The following is an 18,145-nucleotide window of genomic DNA, read 5'->3' on the forward strand; positions in this document are numbered from 1 at the left end:
GAGGCGCGAGCCGAGGCCGGGCGCGGAGTGGTCGGGATGCGCAGCGCCCGGCCTCGGCGTTCGAGAGGACACCGGCCCTGACGAAGGAGCAGAAGCTCATCCGGGCCAAGCTCGGCCTGCTGGAACTGGCCAAGCAGCTCGGCAACGTGAGCCAAGCCTGCAAGCTGATGGGCTACTCGCGTGACAGCTTCTACCGCTTCCGCGAGCTCTACGAGACCGGCGGCGAGGTGGCGCTGCAGGAGTTAAGCCGACGCAAGCCCCTCCTGAAGAACCGCACCGCGCCGGAGGTGGAGGCGCTGACCGTCGAGCTCGCGCTGGAGCAGCCGGCCTTCGGGCAGATCCGGGTCGCCAACGCGGTGCGCGCGCGCGGCCATTCGATCTCGCCAGCGGGGGTGCGCGGGGTCTGGCAGCGCCACGATCTGGAGACGATGAAGAAGCGGCTCCAGGCGCTCGAGGCCAAGGTCGCCCAGGAAGGGCTGGTCCTCACCGAGGGCCAACTGGCCGCCCTGGAGAAGGCCAAGGCCGAAAAGGAGACCCACGGTGAGTTCGAGAGCGCGTGCCCGGGCTACTGCGGGGCGCAGGACACCTTCTACGTCGGCACGATGAGGGAGGTCGGGCGCCTCGACCAGCAGACCTTCATCGACACCGACACCAAGGTGGCCTTTGCCAAGCTCTACGACCGCAAGACGGCCCTGACCGCGGCCGACCTGCTCAACGACCGCGTGCTGCCGTTCTTCGACGAGCACGCGGTGAAGCTGTGCCGGGTGCTGACCGACCGCGGCACCGAATATTGTGGCAACCCAGAGCACCACGAGTACGAACTCTACCTGGCGGTCGAGGACGTGGACCATTCGCGCACCAAGGCCAAGAACCCGCAGACGAACGGGATCGTCGAGCGCTTCCACAAGACGGTGCTGAACGAGTTCTACCGCGTGGCCTTCCGCAAGCGGATCTACGGCTCGCTGGCCGAGCTGCAGGCAGATCTGGATGCCTGGATGCGCAGCTACAACGAGGAGCGCCCGCACCAGGGCCGCTGGTGCTTCGGCAAGACGCCGATGCAGACCTTCCTTGACGCTGTCCCACTTGCTCGGGAGAAGATGATCGCGGCCTGATCGGGATCAGGCAGACGAGACCGACCACATCCAGACATCGTCTGTCAGGTCAAATTCCAGCTACTACAGTATCCACGAGGACGGCATCGCCGGGCCGCGCCACCAGGCGCAGCGCGATGTCGATGGCGTGCTGGGCGCCGTTGCACAGGAACAGCCGCGCCGGGTCCACGATGAACGAGCCGCCGGAGACGGAGGCGGCAATGATCTCGCGATGCTGCCGGATACCGCCGTGGGGATGGTAGCTCAGGAGGGGCGCGAGCTCGCGCCCCTGCGACACCTCGGCCAACAGCCCTGATAGGATCTCGATCTCGCGCCCATCAGCCGGCACGTTCAACGCCAGGTTCACGGGCTCGCGCGCAGCGGACGCCTCGTCGCGGCCCGGGGCGGGCCGGCGCACAAAGGTGCCTTGCCCCACATGGCCGCTGACGATGCCGCGCTGCTCGGCCTCCTGATAGGCCTTGCTCACGGTGCCAACGGACAGGCCAAGTTGCTGCGCCAACTCCCGGTGGGGGGGCAGGCGGAAACCGTCAGTCAACCGGCCTTCGGTGACATCCTGTTCCAGGGCGTTCACCAGAGCCAGATAACGCGGCCCGGAGGGTGACAACTGCCTGGGCAACCATCCGGCGAACTTCGTCCTGTCCATGCCCATCAGCTGATATTTCCTTTCCCGGCCCGTTTCACTTCGGGCCGCTATATCTGAAGGTGGCCGACGTATTTCTTGACCGTATAGGCCTCAAGTCCCTCGATGCCACCTTCGCGGCCCCAGCCGCTGTCGCCAATGCCGCCGAAGGGCGTTTCCGGGATCGTGACGACCATCTGATTGATGCCGATGGTCCCGACCGCAAGCTCCTCCGCGATACGATTGACGGTCGCGGCGGAGCCGGTGAAGGCATATCCGGCCAGCCCATAGGACAGCGCATTCGCCCGTGCCAGCGCTTGGTCGATCTCATCAACAGGTTGCACCAGCGCAAGCGGGCCAAACGGTTCGTGCGTCATGGCCTTCGCGTGGTTGGGCATGTCCGCCAAGATGGTCGGCCTGTACATCAGGCCTGTCCCCTTGAGGCGTTCACCGCCGGCGATAAGCCGGGAGCGTTAGCACGGTCGCGATGTGGTCGAGCCGCTCGCGCATCAGGTTTGCGGCGCGACGCAGGATCTCGCCCCGCTCGTAGGGCGAAGTACGCTTCCAGCCCTCGAAGGCCCGGCTCGCCGCCATCAGTGCGCGGTCAAGTTCTGCCGTACCGGCGTGAGCGAGCGCGCCAAGAGGCTGTTCCGTAGCAGGGTTGAGAACGATCTCGCTCCCTGCTTCAGTTCCTTCGATCCATTCGCCGCCGATGCGGAGAGCCAGTTTCGTGTACATGTTGCATTCCTTGGACAGTGGAAGGTGCACTCAGACGCCAGTCAGTCGGAAGCCCGCTGGGAGCGGGTCCTCCGGGTCGAGGTTAGAACGCATGGGGACCCCTCCCCTCAGGCCTTGGCCCACCGGGCGAGGCCGGCATCGGCAATGATCTTGGCGATGGCGGCCTTTTGTTCGTCTGCCAGCGGCAGCAGCGGCAGGCGCGGGCCGCCGGCGTCGCGCCCAAGCTGGCTCATGGTCTCCTTGATGGCCGCGTAATAGGACCCGGACTGGAAGCAGCGATACAAGGCGCAGACATCGCGACCGAGGTCCTCCAGGGCCTTGTCCCCGCTGAGCGCCTTGTCCCAGTAGGCGCGGATCAAGGGGCCGGCGATCTGGTGCGCCATGGCGATGACCCCATGGGCGCCCACGGCCCGGGCGGGAACGATCATGGTCTCGTAGCCGACGAAGACGCGGAGGTTGTCACCCACGCGCTGCACGAGCTCGCTCACCTGGGTGATGTCGCCGGAGCTGTCCTTGATGGCAACCACGGTCCGCAGCGCGGAGAGCTGCTCCACCAGCGCCGGGGTGAGCTCGATTTTCGCCCGGCGCGGGCTGTTGTAGAGCATCAGCGGCAGCGGGGTGTTGCGCGAGATGTGCGCGAAGAAGGCCACGACCTCACGCGGGCTCGGCATGGCGTAGATCGGCGGCAGGATCAGGCCGCCCGCGCAGCCCGCCGCGACCGCGGACTGGCACGCTTCCAGGACATCCTCCACCCGGAGGTCGGCGACACCGGCCAGCACGGGCACGCGGCGCGCCGCGTGGTCAACGGCCAGCTTGAACAGGCGCGCGCGTTCGGCTTTGGTGAGGGCATAGAACTCGCCGGTGCTGCCGGCGGCCACCACGCCCTGCGCGCCATTGGCGATCGCGTCGTCGATGAGCGCCTTGTACCGGATCTCGTTGATGGAGCCATCGGCTCCGAAGGGGGTGACGAGAACGGGGAAGATGCCACCCCAGTCTGCACGGGCCATGCTTTACTGTCCTTGTGTGGCAGATGTGGTCGAGGGTGCGCCCGCCGCGGCCGCGAGAGGACCGAGACGGCGGGCCTGTTCCGTGAAGCGGCCGACGAAGGCCGCGAGCCGCGGGTTGGCGCCCGACAGGGGGTGTGCCGCTTTGGGGTTACGGTGCCTTCACGGAAAGATCGAGTTGCGCTGTTTAGAGTGCTGCCTCGATATCGGAACACACGAGCGGCACCTTTGGATCCAGCTGCTCATTGTTCTGCTCGATGGACCGGAGAAACTCTTCGTCGTACATGTTCACGTAGTTGGACTTCCCGACTAGGGCGTCCGACATCACCGGATTTGCCATCAGGTCCACTACCGTGCGCGGCTCCATCCGCAGAATCCCATTCTGAAGAACGGCTTTGTATTCATCATCGAGATTGGAGTTTGTGATCACGACGAACGACGATGGTTCGCGTGCGTGCCCAAACTCTTCCGGGCGCATGAACTCGACTTTTTTGTCAGTCACGCGACGGAGACGTTTGCGAGCGTTCTTCGGATCCCGCGTCACCATTGTCGTGGAACGGAAAAGCTCTCCCACACCACTCTTGATCAGGTCGACACACAGGTCACTTGCCCCGGTCAGGTAAAGGTGGTCGAGAGGCTCGCCATTCTGATATTGATCAGCCATGATGTCTCGGACGAACTGATCGTAGGTGAACGATGCGTTGAACAGATGTCTCTCGCGTACGGTCAGACCAATATCAATCCCCAGTCGTGCGATCCGGGCGATCGGAAGGTTTGGGTCAAGACGTTTGTAAGCGCCCTCGAGCTGCTGGATGATGTTCCTCTCGCCGAGGATCGGGGAACGAACGCCGGATGCAATCTCGGCGACACGTTGCGCAATCTCGTGCTCACCTTCAATGCGTCTGAAGTCAAAGTCAGCAAATACCTCGCTCGGGATGTTTCTGAGTGCGGGCGCCTCACCATAGAACTCAACACGCGAGCATGTCGGGACCAGGAGAACTCCGCTTGCTGCAAGGTCGTCTGCCATTGACTTGATCTTCTCAGAATACTGCGCGATTGCTGAAGGCCCCGACGTCCGGTGATCGACGTAAAGGCCGAGAAACATCAGGGGCATGGAGGGGACTCCAGGTGAAGAGTTCACGGTGCTCGTCGCTTGTCCACTTTTTCGTGAAGCATGCAAAGGGGGTCAGAAAAAATATGACCCTCTATATTGCTGATGAAATCCTATATTATAGAATATTCCGCTACCACGCAGATGGATATATAATATACTAGAGAATATAGGAGTTCCTATATCCTAAAATATATTCTCTGCACGACTTAGAAATTGGTATTGCCTACGCCCCTTGCGCGGCATGGATTTCGCTGATCCCCTTGAGGGATGGGCCGCAGCGAACTTGAGCGCCTGAGCAAACAGGAGCTGATCGAGCTGGTGCTGCGGTTGCAGCGCCCGGACAAGACCTCGCGCACCTCCTCCAAGCCGCCCTCGAGCGATCGCAAGCAGCGCCGCGCGCAGGCCAAACCTGGCGGCGCCAAGCCGGGTCACGAGAGGCATAGCCGGACGCTCACCCCGATCCCGACGAGGTCGTCGCCCACCGCCCGGGTCAGTGCCCTGCTGTGGCGGCGCCCTGGCTCCGGACCTGCCGGCCGAGCTCGTCAGCTCGTCCGAGCGGATTGGGCTGCCCGAGGTCGCGCCAGTCGTCACCCGACACCAGCGACTGGCCGTGCGCTGTCTAAGAGCCCGTTTGAGAATGTAGCTTGAGCACAATACCTCGCAGCTCGCAGAGGAGGCGAGCTACGACCCCTTGTGAGTCACATGCATTATCAAACAGCACTAACTCAGACCACTAGAGACACTCGGCGTTTCTCCCCAAACTCTACCCTATTCAGGCTCAGCTCCGGACCGCGCCGAGGGCGCGGTTGTTTCCTTCTTTGACCGACTCGGCCAGGAGAGCGATCTTTTGATCGAACAGCACGGTCAGAATCTCGATCGCCGCAGTGCGATCGCCAGCGGCAAGCAGTTTGACCAAGCAGATCATGCCCTCGACGATTGTCCCTCGGCCTTCGGTTTGTTCGAGACCAAGCTCGCGAATGTATCTCGTATGGTCAATAAAGCGTCCGATTAGCGACATGACCTCGGAATTTTCGGACATGGCCGCAATCCTCCCATAGAGGCTCTCAATGTCCCGGGCATGGGAGGGTGTTGTTTCGGCTTCTCCGGTCGGTGCGGGTTCGCCGAACAAATAAGACGGGCAGGGCTCTTCGGTCGTAAAGGACGAAGGACCCGACTGGATTGCGTACTTCAGGAGAACTAATGCCGCATCATAGTGTTGAGTGAACCTGAGGACCGTCATGGGCTTGGTGAAATAGCCCTTATAAGGAATATATTCGATCAACCCTTCGGTCGCCAGTTTGATCAACGCGTCGCGGACGGGTGTATCACCGAAGCCGTACTTGTCAGAAAGCTCTTTAAGTTTGAGCTGACTGCGTGGGGCGAACTGATTGTAGACGACATCCTTCTTTATCTTTAGATAAACCCCTGTTTCCTCGTCTCGATCGTTATGCTTGTGTCCGGCCATATCGTTTCGTGCGCTCATTTGGTTATTCCCGCTTTTCGTGCGTTTGACCCACCGGTCGAGGAAACCCGCTCGCGGGGACAGTTCGATGGATTCGTAGCCCAGTCCCGCCCGTCATCAGTCGATGGCGCACCCGTCTCGGCGCGGTCCATCTTTTCGCGATCTGCGCAGGTCCTAGACACCGGCACCTCGTGAGCCGAGGCAGGACCGCACGACAAGCGGATGGCATTTCCGGCGGGCTTCATGCCGATCTGTGGTCATGGGAGGAGGCCCTCATTGACGACGGTTGGAAGTGCCACCCCTATGAAAATTCTGCAAGGAGGATTGACATTTTCTTTCAAAAACTATCATACTGCGACTGCGAGAGAATGAAATAAACTGCCAAACAGGAGAGTTAGGTGCCCCGCCCTACCATCGCCGATGTGGCCAAGGCCGCCGATGTCAGCGTGTCAACGGTCGATCGTGTCCTGAGCGGCCGCCATCCCGTGCGGCAGGCAACCGCCGAACGGGTGCAACGTGCCGCGGAGGCCGTCGGCTATCATCTCGCTGGGACGATCCGTCACCGCCTCGGACAGGATCGGCCTGCCCGCACCCTCGGCTTCCTCCTCCAGCAGCGGCAACAATCGCTTTACGAGATGCTCGGGGCGGACCTGCAAGAGGCAACGGCTGCCTCGAAGACCATCAGGGGCCAGGCGGTGGTGAGGTTCCGGGACTACCAGGAGGAGGAGGTCGCCGCGGAACGCCTCCTCCAGCTTGGGCGGGAATGCAATGCCGTGGCGGTCGTCGCTGCAGATCACCCCAAGGTGACGCAGGCGATCGACATTCTGCACGAGGAAGGCGTGCCTGTATTCGCGCTCATTTCCGATCTCACGGCGGTGAACCGTGCCGGCTACGTAGGGCTGGACAACTGGACGGTCGGCGGCACCGCGGCCTGGTTCATCTCCAACATGTGCAGGAAGTCGGGACAGATCGGCGTCTATGTGGGGAGCCACCGCTTCCAGTCCCAAGATGCCAGCGAAATGCGCTTCCGTTCGTACTTCCGCGAACGTGCACCAGAGTTTCAGTTGCTCGATTCCGTGTCAACTTTCGAGGACGCGCACAACGCCTATGAAATCACCCTGGACTTGTTGCGGCGGGCACGTGATCTGGTTGGCATTTACGTCGCCGGTGGCGGCATCACCGGCGTCATCCGAGCCTTGCGTGAGGACCCGAGCGCCTTATCCCGAAACCTCGTGGTTATCGGACGGGAAGTGACACCTGATACCCAGAAAGCGCTCTTCGACGGTGTGATCAAGGTTGTCCTGACGCATCCGAGGAGATTGTTGGCCGACACGCTGGTCGAGGTGATGGCGCAATCAACGATCAGCAACCAAGGCAGCAGAATCGTGCACCCTGCCATTCCCCTCGTTATCTGCACGCCTGAAGATGTTCATCTGTACACCTGAAAAGTGTTCGGTCATTCCCTTTGAAATCTACACGGCCGAAAATGTTTGAGCCGGGGCAGCCATGGCGGCCGAACATAGCACGGAGCCGGACATTGAGTGGCGTGCGGAGGGCGCATAAATGAGCGAACCCTCATGATCTTTACGCAAGCAGTGTAACATAGGGCTGTGTCGGTCATTGTGAGGAGGTGCGCCATGGAGGACAACGTCTGGCGTCCGGCGCATCTGAGTGCCCGTTTGAGAATGGGCATGGCGGTTTGAACGCGACGAATTCAGTAGCCATCTCAAGGGGTGTGGACAGCCGAACACCGTGCGCGCCAAGCCGCTTTCGAGACGCGGCGGCGTTACCCGAGCGACTTGACCGATGCGGAATGGCAGCAGATCGCACCCCTTCTGCCCAAGCCCGCCGCACGCGGACGCAAACCCAAGGTGGATCTGCGCGAGATCCTCTAGGCCCTGCGCTACCTCGCCCGCGCCGGCTGCTCGTGGCGCATGCTGCCGACCCACGTCGCTCTCTGGCAGACCGTGTCCTGGTGGGTCCGCCGCTTCGTCCGCCGCCTGCTGGTCCGCACCCTGCACGATGGCGCCCTGCTGCTCGATCGTGACCGCGCCGGACGCGAGGCGAGCCCGTCGGCCGGCGTGCTCGACAGCCAGAGCGTGAAGGCGCCCGGCGCTCCCCACGGGGGCGGCTACGATGCCGGCAAGCGCATCAAAGGGCCGCAAGCGCCACGTGGCGGTGGAGACGGACGGGCGCCTGCTGATGGTGCACCTCACGCCGGCCGACGGGCAGGATGCGGCCGGCGCCGAGGCGATCATCGCGGCCCTCCGTCGCCGCCCCTGGCTCAAGCACCTGTTTGCTGACGGGGCTTACGACCGCGGTCAGGTGATGAGCGCGGCGGCCTACCGCGACTTCGTGATCGAGATCGTGCGCAAGCGTGAGGGCCAGCAAGGGTTTCAGGTTCTGCCGCGGCGTTGGGTGGTCGAACGGTCCCGAGGCTGGCTGGTGCGCGACCATGAGGAGCGCTGTGACGGGTCCGAGGCCATGATCTATCTCGCCATGGGAAGCCTGCTCAGCCGCCGCATCTCCCACCCATAGCCATTCTCAAACAGGCACTAACCTGTGGTGCACGGGTTGTCGCTCCGGTGCCGCAGGCGGCGCCCGGCACGCCGTTCGGTCCGCGCCTGCACGCGGTGGCGACCGACCTCAAGACCTTGCAGGCGCTCTCCTCCGAGCGGCTGCAGGCCGCATTGATGCTCCTCTAATCGTCAAGTGGGATTTGTAACGGCTGCGGCAGGCCGGAGATGGCCACAGAGGTGGGTGTAGACCTCGCGCGCGACGAACCGCTTCAGACCGCGGATGATCTCCCGCTTCGTCAGGCCCTCGGTCAAGCGCCTCTGCATGGAGGCCAGCGTCGGCGAGTGGCTGCGCAGGCGGAGGATCACGACCGACCTCGTGCGGCTGGCCGAGAGCCCGCGGGCGCTATTTGGCTCACTGGACCGGGAGCGCGGCGGCGCGTTGATGGCGGCGATGGATGCCTGCAACCGGCGTTTCGGGCGCGGCACCGTGGTGCCGGCGCGGGCGGGCCTGGAGGCGAAGCGGAGGTGGGCGACCAAGTTCGAGCTGCGCACGCCGCGCTATACGACGCGGCTCGCCGAGGTGCCGGTCGTGACAGCGATGGCGGCTCCCAGACCCGAGATCCGCCCCTCCTCGTCGTAGGTGCGGCGCGGGCTGCGGCGGCCCATCAATGAGCGACGCCGTAGAAGATGATGCGTTGGAGAGCCTCCTCGAAGTCGGGGTGCGTTCCCTCAATGGGCACGTAGAGGCCCTTCGCCCAGCGCTCGGCGGTGAACCACTCCCGCATCGGTTCGCCCAGCTCGGCCGCTTGCCAGCGCCGCACGCGGCCGATCACGTCCTCTCGGCCGCGGTAGACCTGCTTCACGCGGGTGTGGCCATCGACGGCGGGGAGCCACACGTCGTCGAAATAGATCGGCATCGGCAAGCCTCACGGTCGCATCGACCCAGCATACCTCATGCCGGCCGCGCCGGTAGGCTCGCACTGCGGAGAAACTTCTCCCGCACGGTGGCTTCGTAAGGGCTATGGGTTCGCCGGCCCACGGACCGTGCGCGAGCAGAACTGCTCCTCGCCTCCTGCTTCGGGGCCCCCCGTCGCGAACAAAGCGTGAAAGCGGGGACGGGTAGCCCCTTCTGCGACCCGGTCTCGAGTTTGCTACAAGCCCTGATCCGCTACCTCGCCAGCCTGGAGCGGTGAGGCTCATGCCGCCGCGAGATCCTCCAAGCGCCTCGGGTTCAGCACCTGGATGCCATTCCGCACAACGAGAATCACCTTGTCGCCGGCGAGCTTTGAGAAGGTGCGGCTCACCGTCTCCAGCGTGAGGCCGAGATAGTCGGCGATGTCCTGGCGCGTCATCGGCAGGTGCAGCATCACGGTGCTGCGTCCGAGGTGTCCGAGGCGCTTGCGCAGGCCGAGCAGGAAGGCCGCGACCTTTTCCTCGGCGGTGCGGCGACCGAGGAGCACCATGTGATCCTGCGCTAGGGTGAGTTCGTGCGTCGCGGCCTCGTGCAGGCGCCGCAGCAGGTGAGGCATCCGGTCAACGAGCCCCGAGAAGGCGGAGCGCCCGAAGCGGCAGGCCGCCACCGGCTCGACCGCGTCCGCCGAGAAGGCGTAGTGCTCCGAGAGCGACAGTCCGATAAAGTCACCGGGCAGCAGGAAGCGGACGATCTGGCACCGCCCGTCTGGCAGCAGCCGGTAGAGCCGGGCCGTGCCCTCGGTGATGGTGTAGACGGCGTCCGCTGGATCGCCCTGCATCAGCATCGTCGTCTTGCCGGCGAAAACCGCGTTCTCGGCGAGGGCTTCGAGGCGGTCGAGTTCGGAGCGGTCGAGGGCGGCGCAGACGCTGACGCTGCGCACGCGGCAGACTGAGCAGCGCCCTTGTGGGCAGTGGGTCGGATCCCGGCTTTCCGGTAGCATGGGTCGCTCCCGCTATTCGCATTATCACCCAGCAGCTGCTTGTCGTAGAGCGGCTGCGCGCAGGTGGTCACGAGACGCAGGAAGCCGAACGTCTCTCACCATGATGAAGGGGACGCTCGCCACCTTCCGCGAGCACCACCGGCAGGCCATGGAGATGATCGAGCAGATCGACGCCGGTCTCGCTTAGGGCGCATCGCCTAGCCCGCTGTCATGTCCTTTGTCAAAGGATATGCCCATGCGGATGTCCCGTGGAGCCCGACCGGCATCATCCGCAAGGGTTGTCTTTGGTCGCCAGCCGGCCATCAACCTGCCAAGCGTCGCCGCCAGGGGCGATGCGGAGGCGGCTCGGGCGGGCGTGTCGCGGCTGCATGCCAGCGGTCGCGGTCTCTCTTGGCCATGTCGAGGGCTGCCTGGAGGGCATCGAGCTGGACCTTGAACACGTCCCCTTCGACGGCAACGGTGTCGCGATCGGCAGCTCGGTTCAGCGCGGCCTCAAGCTGTCCTTCCAGGCGCTCGATGTGCCGCGTGAGCACCCCGACAACGGGGAGGACGTCGGGGGTGTCGTCGGGCTGGACGTCCTGATGGACGACGGCGGCCTTGTCGGGTGTCAGCCGCTCGACGGGGACGGCGATGAGGGTGCGGCCGTCGTTCCCCGGCTTCCTGGGCCACCGTCGGCGAGCCACGAGGGGCGGGCGCTGTCCGGCGCGATCCCGAGTGCCGCGGCCAACTCGTCGTAGGTCACCCAGCGGGTTTCATCGCCTATGACGTCATGCCCGACGCCCATCCAGATGGCCGCCCGGACGTCAGCGGTGACGTCGAGCATGACCGTGAGCGGGTGATGGTTAAGGCTTTGCTAACGGATCGAGCACCAGCGTGGGCTGGGCCGTGTTGCCAGACTCGCTACGGCGGTCCGCCATGGCCAGCGGAGCCGCATCTCCGGCGCCCAGGAGATCGGAGGACGAGTAGAGCCTGAAACGCAAGAACCCGCCGGTGAGGGCGGGTCCAAGGTCCCGATGCAAGGCACCGGAAGATCGATGTAGCGATCTGATCCTCCTTCAGCCCGCCCCCCTGTCAACATGCGATTTGCGCGAATGCAAACGCATGCGCGAACGCCGGCTTGGGCGGGGCTTGATGGGGTGGACGGCCCCTGCTCACGGCATCGCTGTGCCAGGATGAGGCCGCTGGTTCTCATCATCAGGAGCCGTCCATGGCACAGGTCAGCACCATCGGCCTCGATCTGGCGAAGACCGTCTTCCAGGTCCACGGCATCGACGCTCAAGGCGAGGTCATCGTGCGCCGACCTTTGCGTCGAGCCGAGGTCCTGCCTTTCTTTGCCAAGCTTTCACCTGGCCTGGTCGGCATGGAGGCTTGTGGACCGGCACACGACTGGGCTCGCCAACTGATTAAGCTCGGGCATATCGTGAGGCTCATGCCGCCAGCCTCCGTAAAGCCGTACGTCAAGCGTGGCAAATCCGATGCGGCCGATGCCGAGGCCATTGCAGAAGCCGTGCGCCGCCCGACCATGCGCTGTGTCGCCGTCAAGACCGTCGATCAGCAGGCCGTGCTCATGCTGCACAAGGGGCGCGATCTGCTCGTCCGGCAGCGCACCCTGCTGATCAACGCCTTGCGGGGGCATCTGGCCGAGTTCGGGATCGTGGCGGCGCAGGGGCCCGCCGGCGTGAAGAGCGCCATCGCGCAGTTCAGGACCGATCAGGCCAGCCTGCCGGAGTTGGCCCGATCGGCGATCCGCCGCCTCATCGGCCAGAGCGAGGAGGTCGCCGAGCAGCTGAGAAGCGCCGAGACCGAGATCGTCGCCTGGTGCCGCAGCGACGCTGCGAGCCGCCGTCTGCTGACCATCCCCGGCATCGGCCCGATCACCGCCAGCGCGATCGCGGCGGCCGTGCCCGACCCCACCCTCTTCCGGTCCGGCCGGCAGTTCGCAGCCTGGCTCGGCCTCACGCCTCGACCGCAGAGCAGCGGTGGCAAGGATCGGCTCGGGGGCATCAGCAAGCAGGGCGACGGAACGATCCGCCGGCTGCTCGTCGGGGGGGCCACGGCGGTGATCCGAGTGGCGCGCCAAGACAACCCCGGTCGAGCCTGGGCCAAGCGGCTCTTGGAGCGCAAGCCCGCGCGGGTCGTGTCCGTCGCCTTGGCCAACAAGACCGCCCGGATTGCCTGGGCGGTGATGACGCGCGGCGACGTCTACAGAGCGCCCGCCGTCTGACAAGATCCCGTCTGCCGGCTCTCTCGCCGGCGACGGGGGTGCAAGCTGCTGAGAGGTGATGACGAACCGGTCGAGCCGGGATTGAGGGGAGCCCGCTTTGCGACATGCGCGTCACAGCGCGCTGGCTTGATGGGGACCTCGATCGCGGACTTCATCAGGGCCAGCGGCCATGAGCGCCGCGTCGACAGGCCGGACACATGACTGCACCCCGACTGGGCAGCATCCCTTTCCACTTGCACCGCAGGGGCCGTCCACACATGTCGCAAACGCGAACGGGCCCGCGTTCACGGGTCGTTAGGCATACCCGGCCAGCTTGCCGCCTCCGCTCGGAGCCGGCCCATGATCCTGAACGCCCTTACCCTCAAGCTGAAGAGACAGGCCCGCGACGCCTTCAAGGGCCGGCATTTCGAGGCGACGCTGATCGTGCAGGCCGTCTCCTGGTTCCTGCGCGACGCGCTGAGCTACCGCGACATCGAGGAGATGCTCCTGGAGCGCGGCTTGGAGGTCGACCACTCCACCCTCAACCGCTGGGTGCTCGCCTACGCGCCCGCCATCGAGCGTCGCCTGCGCCGGTTCCGCAAGCCGCACTGCGGGTCGGTCCGCGTGGACGAGACGTACATCCGCGTCCGGGGTCAGTGGCGCTCCCTGGACCGGGCCATCGACAAGCATGGCGAGGTGGTCGACTTCCTGCTCACCGCCAACCGCGACCTGGGTGCGGCCAAGCGCTTCTTCCGCAAGATGCTCTCGGCCGAGCCGCTGCTCGCCCCGGATCGGATCGGCACCGACGGCGCTGGTCCTTACCCGCCAGCTATCGCCGAGAGCCGCAAGGAGGGCCTGCTGCCGCGCGCTCCGACCCACCACGTCACCAAGCACCTGCAGCAGGGGATTGTGAGTGACCACTTCCGGGTGAAGAGGCCGATGCCCCGCGTGGGCGGGTTCCGGTCGTTCAAGACGGCCCGGCGCACAATCCAGGGCTTCGAGGCGATGCTGTGGCTTCGCAAGGGCTTCGGGTTCTCAGGCGCATGGACCATGCGCGAGCAGAACCAGCTGCTGGCCTCCTGCTTCGGGCTTCCCGTCGCGAACACAGCGTGAAAGCGGGGACGGGTAGCTCCTTCTGCGTCCCGGTCCCGAGTTTGCGACACGCCCGCCGCTGCTTGCGATCCGTGGACGGCGGCTTGGAGGAGGTGCGCGAGGTCTTGTCCGGGCGCTGCAGCCGCAGCACCAGCTCGATCAGCTCCTGCTTGCTCAGGCGCTCAAGTTCGCTGCGGCCCATCCCACGAGGGGATCAGCGAAATCCACGCCGCGCAAGGGGCATGGGCAATAACGATTTCTTTGTCGTGCAGAGAATATATTTTAGGATATAGGATCGCCTATATTCTCCGATATATTAGATGTTCATCTGCGTGGTAGCGGTACATGCTATAATATGGGATTACATCAGCAATATAGAGGGTCATATATTTTCTGACCCCATTTGCATGCTTCACGAAAAAGGGCATAAGCGCCGAACGCCGTGACCACTTCACCTGGAGACCCCTCCATGCCCCTGACAGAACGGCTGATCGGCGACCCCGCCGCGGAGATCCGCGTCCAGACCTATCTAAAGGGCACGCCGATCGCGGCCCTGGCGCAAGGCTGCGTCCATGTGGTCGTGTTCTGGGAGACCTCGTGCGGTCCGTGCACGGCGAGCATCCCGCGCCTGACCGAGCTGCAGCGGCGGTATCCCGACGTGGTCTTCCTCGGCGTCGCCGTCAACTGGACGGATTTCGGCGAGCTGGAGGCCTTCGTGCGCGATCAGGGCGACGCGATCGGCTACCGGATCGCGGCCGATCTGCCGCTCTCGCCCGGCGAGCGTCAGGGCACGATGTACCGGACCTGGTACAAGGCAGCCTATGAGACCGGTGTACCGAGCGCCTTCATCATCGATCGCGACGGCCGGATCGCCTGGATCGGCCCTCCCTGGGACATCGACGACCCGCTCGCGGCGGTGGTCGAGGGGCGCTGGGACCTCGCGGCGGCCCGGGAGGAGCAGGAGGCGACCCTGCGGCGCGACAAGGTGCGGGAGCTCTGGAGCCTGGAGGAGACCGTCGAGCGCCACCTCGCCGCGGGAGACCGCACCGGCCTCCTGCAGGCTTACGACACGGCGTTCGCGGCCGATCCCGGCCTCGAGCCGCTCCACGGTCTGCACAAGTTCGCGCTGCTGCTGCTGTCCGCCCGCGATGAGGCGGCCCTGGATTACGCGCGGCACCTGATCGGGGCGGTCGTCGCAGACCAGATCGATCCGCTCATCCAGCTCGGCCTCATGCTGGCCGGGGCGGCCGAGCAGGGCACGGAGGCGCCGGACTGGCCTCCGGCCGCCACGGTCAGGATCGGCGATCTGCTCATCTACCTCCTCAGCACCATGCCGGCGAAGGCGGTCGAGCAGGGCACGGAGGCGCCGGACTGGCCTCCGGCCGCCGCGAACCTGGCGCTGACGGCGATCACTCAGGCGGAGGCCTTGTTCAACGAAGAGACTCACCCCCGCCTGCGGATGATGCTCGCGGAGGCCGCCGCCCGGGCCCTGCTCGTCGTCGGCCGGACCGGCGAGGCCGCCGACCGCGCCCGGGCGGCCCGTGCCCTCGCGCCCGCCTTCGCCCTCGCGTCCGACACAGAGCTGGCGGCGATCATCTCCCAACTCGACCAGTTCGTCGCGCACTGCGATGCGGCCGCCGGGCGCGGCGACTGAGCCGCAGAGACCTGCCGGCGCGACAAGGCGTGACCCGCGGGCGGGAAGGCGACGCGCCTTCCACAATTACATGGCTGTCGGACATTGTCAGATTCCCGACAGCCGAGTGAAGTTTCCGCCAATCACCGGCGGTTCCATTAACGTACTGAGCTCAATAGCAAAACTGCTCCAGAAGCATTTGGCACCTCGCTTGCGCAGAGGTCCGGCAGCGGCCGATGTCGCCGACGGCGGTGACATCGGGAGCGATGTCGCCATCAACCCAGCGGGGTCTGACCATGACTGATCTGCGCCAAGTACCGTCCGCAGAAACCCGCTCGGAGACAGCATCGATGCCCACGCACTTCAATTTCGCCTGGGAAGCGCTGGCCGCACATTTCGGCCCCGAGCAGATCAACGGGATCGTCAGCTCGCGACGCGAGTTCGGCGCGCATCTGCTTCTTGACCTGCAATATGCCATTACGGTGCGACTCGCCCCATTCAAGACCACCCTGCTGGGCGTGCACCAAGTCGATGACAGTGATCCGCTCTCGATCTCCAGCCTCCTGGTCCACGGTGACCAGCACCAGATCGCCGTCTCGCTGCGTCAGTACTGGGACATGGATGTCGGGGGGGGCAAAACCCTTCGTCGCGCTAAACAACGGATTGTGGCTGTTTCGGGCAGAGGGCCGCCCCGTGGCCGTTCTACTATCGCAGTACACCGATTGGAACGCAGGGATTCCGTTCACCCAAGTCGAGGTCGCGACGCTGGACGATCCGACTTCGGTGGAGTTCGCTCGAAGCTTCCTGGCCGCGGTGCAGGCGGTCGGCGCGACTTCGACCCTCTATCGCGGCAAAGCTATCTCCGAGATGGGCTCCAGCTATTCAGGCCGGCGCGCCGCCATGCGGGCCCACAAGCTGCCGGCCGTCGCCCCCGATGCCCTCATCTTGGACGAGGCGACGATGGATCGGCTCGACCGCGGCAGCTTCTTGCGCGACCGTCTTCGAGCGCTTCTTCGAGCGCGTCGTCTTTGAGTGCGGCCGTCTTCGGGAGGAGCTGAAGCAGCCCGGCCAGTCCACCCGCAAGGACCTGCTGCTCTATGGGCCGCTCGGATCTCCGCGTGCCATGGCGGGGTTTTCCGTGGATTCCTTAACGCCCGGTCGCGCGCATGCTACCGGACGCCTCGTCGGCGGGTCGACCGGAACGATCTAGGCTGCCCGGCACCCGTCCCCCGCTTCCTCCTGACCGGTTCTCGTTGCTGATGTCCTCCGTCGTCACGCGCTTCGCCCCGTCGCCCACGGGCTTCCTCCACATCGGCGGAGGCCGCACGGCGCTGTTCAACTGGCTCTACGCCCGCAAGACTGGCGGCCGGATGCTGCTGCGCATCGAGGACACGGACCGCGAACGCTCGACGCAGGCCGCCATCGACGCGATCCTCGACGGCCTGTCCTGGCTCGGCCTCGATTGGGATGGGGAGGTCGTCTACCAGTTCGCCCGCGCCGCCCGGCACCAGGAGGTGGCCGAGAGCCTCCTGGCCTCGGGCCGGGCCTATCGCTGCTACGCCACGCCGGAGGAACTCGCCGAGATGCGGGAGGCCGCCCGGCGCGAGGGCCGGCCCCTGCGCTACGACGGGCGCTGGCGCGACCGCGACCCCTCCGAGGCGCCTCCCGGGGCCAAGCCGGTGATCCGTCTGCGCGCGCCCACCGAGGGCGAGACGGTGGTGGAGGACGAGGTCCAGGGCCGGGTGGTCTGGCAGAACAAGGATCTCGACGACCTCGTGCTGCTGCGCTCGGACGGCACGCCGACCTACATGCTCGCCGTCGTGGTGGACGACCACGACATGGGCGTCACGCACGTGATCCGCGGTGGCGAGCACCTCACCAATGCGGCGCGCCAGACCCAGATCTACGAGGCGCTGGGCTGGGCGGTGCCCAGCATGGCGCATGTCCCGCTCATCCACGGGCCGGACGGCGCGAAGCTCTCCAAGCGCCACGGGGCGCGCGGCGTCGATGCCTACCGGGATCTCGGCTACCTGCCGGGCGCCCTGCGCAACTACCTCGTGCGCCTCGGCTGGAGCCACGGCGACCAGGAGATCTTCTCCACCGAGGAGATGATCCGGGCCTTCGACCTGAAGCAGATCGGCCGCTCGCCCGCCCGCTTCGACTTCGCCAAGCTCGAGAACCTGAACGGTCACTACATCCGCAGCACGGCGGACGAGGAGCTGGTGGCGGCCATCGAGGCGATCCTGCCGACGCAGGGCCCCCCGCGCGGGCTGCCCACCCGGCTCGATCCGGCGCTGCGCCAGCGCTTCCTCGCCGCCATGCCGGGGCTGAAGGAGCGGGCGAAGACCCTGGTCGAGCTGCTCGACAGCGCCTACTACCTCTATGCCCCGCGCCCCCTGGCCCTCGACGACCGGGCCGTGGGCCTGCTCGGCAATGGCGGGCGCGAGCGGCTCGCGGGCGTGCTGCCGCGCCTCGAAGCCCTCTCCGACTGGAGCGCCGCCTCGACCGAGCAGGCCGTGCGCGACTTCGCCGAGGCGGCGAGCGTGAAGCTCGGGCAGGTGGCGCAGCCGCTCCGGGCGGCGCTGACCGGCCGCGCCACCTCGCCCGGCCTCTTCGACGTGATGGCGGTGCTCGGCCGCGAGGAGAGCCTCGGGCGCCTGCGCGACCAAGCGCGCGCGGCCTGATTTATGCTTGATCGGGCGGGCCGGCCCGCGGCCGCGCCGGCCGGCCCGCCCG

Annotated in this window: 17 protein-coding genes and 6 pseudogenes; 13 read left to right on the plus strand and 10 right to left on the minus strand. The window is 65.6% G+C overall.

What is annotated here, in order from left to right; genetic code table 11:
- Positions 1–77: 77 nt before the first annotated feature.
- On the plus strand, positions 78–1,112 hold the full coding sequence (locus MNOD_RS23675) for an IS481 family transposase (protein WP_015931497.1): 1,035 nt from the start codon (positions 78–80) through the stop codon (positions 1,110–1,112).
- A gap of 64 nt (positions 1,113–1,176) precedes the next feature.
- Here the strand turns inward: MNOD_RS23675 and MNOD_RS23680 are convergent.
- The 5 genes and pseudogenes from MNOD_RS23680 to MNOD_RS23700 all read right to left on the minus strand — a co-directional run.
- Positions 1,177–1,761, minus strand: a pseudogene (locus MNOD_RS23680) (GntR family transcriptional regulator); the annotation flags it as partial.
- A 41-nt stretch (positions 1,762–1,802) separates the two neighbouring features.
- Positions 1,803–2,156 carry an aldehyde dehydrogenase family protein gene (locus tag MNOD_RS49340; protein ID WP_043749046.1) on the minus strand — a complete coding sequence of 118 codons (354 nt, stop codon included), beginning with the start codon at positions 2,154–2,156 and terminating at the stop codon, positions 1,803–1,805.
- 22 nt (positions 2,157–2,178) lie between these two features.
- Positions 2,179–2,469: an aldehyde dehydrogenase family protein gene (locus tag MNOD_RS49345; protein WP_043749296.1), complete on the minus strand. Its 291-nt coding sequence runs from the start codon at positions 2,467–2,469 to the stop codon at positions 2,179–2,181.
- A gap of 107 nt (positions 2,470–2,576) precedes the next feature.
- Positions 2,577–3,476 (minus strand): dihydrodipicolinate synthase family protein, encoded by a 900-nt coding sequence (locus tag MNOD_RS23695; protein WP_015930569.1) that lies wholly within the window; start codon positions 3,474–3,476, stop codon positions 2,577–2,579.
- 184 nt (positions 3,477–3,660) lie between these two features.
- Positions 3,661–4,587 carry a hypothetical protein gene (locus MNOD_RS23700; RefSeq protein ID WP_015931499.1) on the minus strand — a complete coding sequence of 309 codons (927 nt, stop codon included), beginning with the start codon at positions 4,585–4,587 and terminating at the stop codon, positions 3,661–3,663.
- Positions 4,588–4,854: 267 nt separating this feature from the next.
- Here MNOD_RS23700 and MNOD_RS47055 point away from each other — a divergent pair.
- Positions 4,855–5,206, plus strand: a pseudogene (locus MNOD_RS47055) (IS66 family transposase zinc-finger binding domain-containing protein); the annotation flags it as partial.
- A gap of 159 nt (positions 5,207–5,365) precedes the next feature.
- Here MNOD_RS47055 and MNOD_RS23705 read toward each other — a convergent pair.
- On the minus strand, positions 5,366–6,070 hold the full coding sequence (locus MNOD_RS23705) for a GntR family transcriptional regulator (protein ID WP_015931500.1): 705 nt from the start codon (positions 6,068–6,070) through the stop codon (positions 5,366–5,368).
- Between the two features lie 377 nt (positions 6,071–6,447).
- Here MNOD_RS23705 and MNOD_RS23710 point away from each other — a divergent pair, with 377 nt between their 5' ends.
- From MNOD_RS23710 to MNOD_RS23720, 4 genes and pseudogenes are all read left to right on the plus strand, one after another.
- Positions 6,448–7,494 carry a LacI family DNA-binding transcriptional regulator gene (locus tag MNOD_RS23710; protein WP_015931501.1) on the plus strand — a complete coding sequence of 349 codons (1,047 nt, stop codon included), beginning with the start codon at positions 6,448–6,450 and terminating at the stop codon, positions 7,492–7,494.
- Positions 7,495–7,782: 288 nt separating this feature from the next.
- Positions 7,783–8,587, plus strand: a pseudogene (locus MNOD_RS23715) (IS5 family transposase).
- 20 nt (positions 8,588–8,607) lie between these two features.
- Positions 8,608–8,742, plus strand: a pseudogene (locus MNOD_RS47060) (IS66 family transposase); the annotation flags it as partial.
- A gap of 106 nt (positions 8,743–8,848) precedes the next feature.
- Complete coding sequence (locus MNOD_RS23720; protein WP_015930478.1) at positions 8,849–9,208, plus strand: DUF4113 domain-containing protein; 360 nt, start codon at positions 8,849–8,851, stop codon at positions 9,206–9,208.
- A 25-nt stretch (positions 9,209–9,233) separates the two neighbouring features.
- Here MNOD_RS23720 and MNOD_RS23725 read toward each other — a convergent pair whose 3' ends face one another.
- Entirely contained in the window at positions 9,234–9,485 is a 252-nt protein-coding gene (locus tag MNOD_RS23725; RefSeq protein ID WP_015930477.1) for a hypothetical protein, read from the minus strand.
- An 88-nt stretch (positions 9,486–9,573) separates the two neighbouring features.
- Between MNOD_RS23725 and MNOD_RS50720 the strand changes: the two are divergent.
- Positions 9,574–9,675: pseudogene (locus MNOD_RS50720) on the plus strand (IS6 family transposase); the annotation flags it as partial.
- Between the two features lie 89 nt (positions 9,676–9,764).
- On the opposite strand, the gene MNOD_RS23730 reads toward MNOD_RS50720, so the two are convergent.
- Complete coding sequence (locus tag MNOD_RS23730; protein ID WP_244424531.1) at positions 9,765–10,421, minus strand: Crp/Fnr family transcriptional regulator; 657 nt, start codon at positions 10,419–10,421, stop codon at positions 9,765–9,767.
- Positions 10,422–10,849: 428 nt separating this feature from the next.
- Here MNOD_RS23730 and MNOD_RS23735 point away from each other — a divergent pair, with 428 nt between their 5' ends.
- The 3 genes from MNOD_RS23735 (at position 10,850) to MNOD_RS23745 (ending at position 13,797) form a co-directional block, all read left to right on the plus strand.
- Positions 10,850–11,218, plus strand: coding sequence for a hypothetical protein (locus MNOD_RS23735; RefSeq protein WP_015930475.1), 369 nt, complete (start codon positions 10,850–10,852; stop codon positions 11,216–11,218).
- A gap of 470 nt (positions 11,219–11,688) precedes the next feature.
- Positions 11,689–12,705, plus strand: a complete 1,017-nt coding sequence (locus MNOD_RS23740) for an IS110-like element ISMno26 family transposase (RefSeq protein WP_015931502.1) — start codon at positions 11,689–11,691, stop codon at positions 12,703–12,705.
- 339 nt (positions 12,706–13,044) lie between these two features.
- On the plus strand, positions 13,045–13,797 hold the full coding sequence (locus MNOD_RS23745) for an IS6-like element ISMno27 family transposase (RefSeq protein ID WP_015931503.1): 753 nt from the start codon (positions 13,045–13,047) through the stop codon (positions 13,795–13,797).
- Positions 13,798–13,831: 34 nt separating this feature from the next.
- Here the strand turns inward: MNOD_RS23745 and MNOD_RS47065 are convergent.
- A pseudogene (locus MNOD_RS47065) lies at positions 13,832–13,978 on the minus strand (IS66 family transposase); the annotation flags it as partial.
- 267 nt (positions 13,979–14,245) lie between these two features.
- Between MNOD_RS47065 and MNOD_RS23750 the strand changes: the two are divergent.
- On the plus strand, positions 14,246–15,430 hold the full coding sequence (locus MNOD_RS23750) for a TlpA family protein disulfide reductase (protein WP_015931504.1): 1,185 nt from the start codon (positions 14,246–14,248) through the stop codon (positions 15,428–15,430).
- 254 nt (positions 15,431–15,684) lie between these two features.
- Here the strand turns inward: MNOD_RS23750 and MNOD_RS47070 are convergent, their stop codons facing one another.
- On the minus strand, positions 15,685–15,993 hold the full coding sequence (locus MNOD_RS47070; RefSeq protein WP_157091539.1) for a hypothetical protein: 309 nt from the start codon (positions 15,991–15,993) through the stop codon (positions 15,685–15,687).
- A gap of 109 nt (positions 15,994–16,102) precedes the next feature.
- On the opposite strand from MNOD_RS47070, the gene MNOD_RS47075 reads away from it, so the two are divergent.
- Together MNOD_RS47075 and gltX are read left to right on the plus strand one after the other, a co-directional pair.
- Positions 16,103–16,441: a hypothetical protein gene (locus MNOD_RS47075; protein ID WP_050783390.1), complete on the plus strand. Its 339-nt coding sequence runs from the start codon at positions 16,103–16,105 to the stop codon at positions 16,439–16,441.
- A gap of 224 nt (positions 16,442–16,665) precedes the next feature.
- Positions 16,666–18,093, plus strand: coding sequence for a glutamate--tRNA ligase (gltX, locus tag MNOD_RS23760; RefSeq protein WP_198157651.1), 1,428 nt, complete (start codon positions 16,666–16,668; stop codon positions 18,091–18,093).
- Positions 18,094–18,145: the final 52 nt, after the last annotated feature.

Origin of the sequence: Methylobacterium nodulans ORS 2060 (assembly GCF_000022085.1) — a bacterium.
GTDB classification, from domain to species: Bacteria; Pseudomonadota; Alphaproteobacteria; order Rhizobiales; family Beijerinckiaceae; genus Methylobacterium; species Methylobacterium nodulans.